The organism is Luteibacter sp., from assembly GCF_051958795.1.
GTDB lineage: Bacteria > Pseudomonadota > Gammaproteobacteria > Xanthomonadales > Rhodanobacteraceae > Luteibacter.
The window spans coordinates 1-2,080 of the sequence record NZ_JBQCFT010000161.1; the positions used below are offsets into that span (position 1 = coordinate 1).

At 65.1% G+C, this 2,080-nt stretch carries 1 protein-coding gene and 1 pseudogene; both read right to left on the bottom strand.

The genetic code is table 11. The annotated features are described in order from the left end of the window. Positions 1-101: 101 nt before the first annotated feature. Complete coding sequence (locus tag ACTHLF_RS08505) at positions 102-1,580, bottom strand: CocE/NonD family hydrolase (RefSeq protein ID WP_440326557.1); 1,479 nt, start codon at positions 1,578-1,580, stop codon at positions 102-104. 10 nt (positions 1,581-1,590) lie between these two features. Next, positions 1,591-2,080 (bottom strand): annotated as a pseudogene (locus tag ACTHLF_RS08510) (Oar protein); the annotation flags it as partial.

A 2,080-nucleotide genomic window follows, 5' to 3' on the forward strand; every position in this document is an offset into this window, starting at 1 on the left:
AGCTTCACCACCCAGTCGCTGTCGGTGCCACTGGTCGATGAGAGCAGATGGACCCGCGGTTCACCGGAGACGCCCATCGGCTGCTCCAGCACGGGCGATACCTAGGTCAGCACGTAGGTGCGCGTAGCGAACTGGCGCTGGTCGTCCACCAGCCATTCCGGCCACGAATCCTCGCGATCGGCCACGCCATGCGACCACGACTGGATCGGGCGCACGCGATACGGCACCGGCTTGGCGGGATCCGACACATACGTGTCGTCGCCGGCGGCAGGCGCCGTCGTAGCGAAGCCACCCTTCGCTTCGACGTACCAGCGCTGCATGCTCGGCGCACAGCCGCCGCGGCACGCGGAGGGCCACGTATCCAGCTGGCGCCACGCGTTCTCGCCGGTGACGAAGGCGTTCACCGGGGCGACGTTCGCCTTCGGCGCGCCATCCTTCAGGTATTGCGCGAGGAACGGCCGCAGCATGGTCTGGCGGAAGGTCTTACCAGTATCGCTGCCCAGTTCGATCGCGCCGATGGTGCTGGCATTTTCCCAGGTCTTCGCATGGCGCCACGGGCCGAGCACCAGCCATAGCTTCTCGTGGTTCGGGTCACGCGGGGCGAGCGCGCGGTACACCGCCATGTCGCCGTAGTTGTCTTCCTGGTCCCACAGGCTGTGCACGAGCATCGTGGGGACGGTCATCGGCTCCTTCGCCGCGATCCGGTCCAGCGCCTGTTCCGACCAGAAGCTGTCGTAGGCCGGGTGGGCCAGCAGCTTCTGCCAGAAGCCAAGCGCCTCCATGCCGTAGGCGCGGCCGATATCGCCAGCCGAGCCCTGCAGGTAGAGGTCGTAATCGTCGCGGTAGCCGGTGGTCCAGCCGATGTTGCTCTTGCGGGAGTTCACCATGCCGTAGATGTACGGAATCATCTGCTGGCGGAAGGCTCCCCTGTGGAACCAGTCGTCGCCCATCCAGCCATCGATCATGGGGTTGATCGGCACGGCTACCTTGAGCGCGGGATGCGGGTGGATCGTGGCGATCATCGCCTCGAAGCCATCGTAGGAAATGCCGATGATGCCGACCTTGCCGTTCGATTCCGGCACGTGCTTCACGAGCCAGTCGATCGTGTCGTAGATATCGGAGGATTCATCGATCGCCGTGGGGTTGCCATGGCCGATCGGCGGCCGGTTCATCACGAAGTCGCCTTCGGAGCCGTTCTTGCCGCGGATGTCCTGGATGACGCGGATATAGCCATCCTGGACGATGATGTCGGCGGGGTTGTCGTAACCGCGCAGGGTCGGGCCGAGGTTGGGGCTATCGGAGCGATGGCCCATGCCGTCGGCACCGTAAGGCGTGCGGGTCAGCAGCATGCCGGCGTGCGTGGCGCCCTTCGGCACCAGGATCACCGTGTGCAGCTTCACGCCGTCGCGCATCGGGATATCCACCGTGCGCCGTTCGAAGGTGAAGCCCGGGTTGGCCGGCGTGAAGTGCGCCGGGATCTCCGTGGGCAGCTCTTTATAGGTCCTTTCGCCACCGACCGCCGGGGTCGCGAGGCCCCCGGCGGCAAGCGCGACGATACCCAGTCGCAGGAGTGGATGCATGGTGGTTCCGTCAGAAGTCGTACGTGATGCCGAAGCGGGCGTAACGCGGCTGGGTGTAGCTGATCACCTGCTGGTAGCCATCGTTCACCGAGTTCGTGCTGCCGGAGACCGGGTTGGTCCGCTGCGAGCGCTGCTGGTTGAGGATGTTGAACACCGACACGGTGAAGGCCAGCTTCTTGTCGGCCCAGAGCGGACGATACTCGATGCTCACGTCGACCAGCTCTTCCCACGGCTCGCGGCCCTTGGCGCCATAGGCCGACGGCACGCCGAAGCAGAAGTGGTAGTAGCTGCCGTAGCCCGACGGATCGCCTTCGTTCGCGCCATAGCGGCCCAGGCACGACTTGGGCAGGCCCGACTGGATGAGGATGTTGGCCGAGACCAGCCATTCCGGTGCGATCTGGTAGGAGCCGTAGATCTTCAGCTGGTGCTTGCGGTCGTTGCCCAGGTCGCCATTCGCGTAGTTCATCAGCGTGGCGTAATCCCAGTCACGTGAAGCGGCG

What these genes read in the sequence shown, in the direction of transcription:
- ACTHLF_RS08505 (WP_440326557.1), bottom strand. Translation starts at nt 1,580, where the DNA reads ATGCATCCACTCCTGCGACTGGGTATCGTCGCGCTTGCCGCCGGGGGC.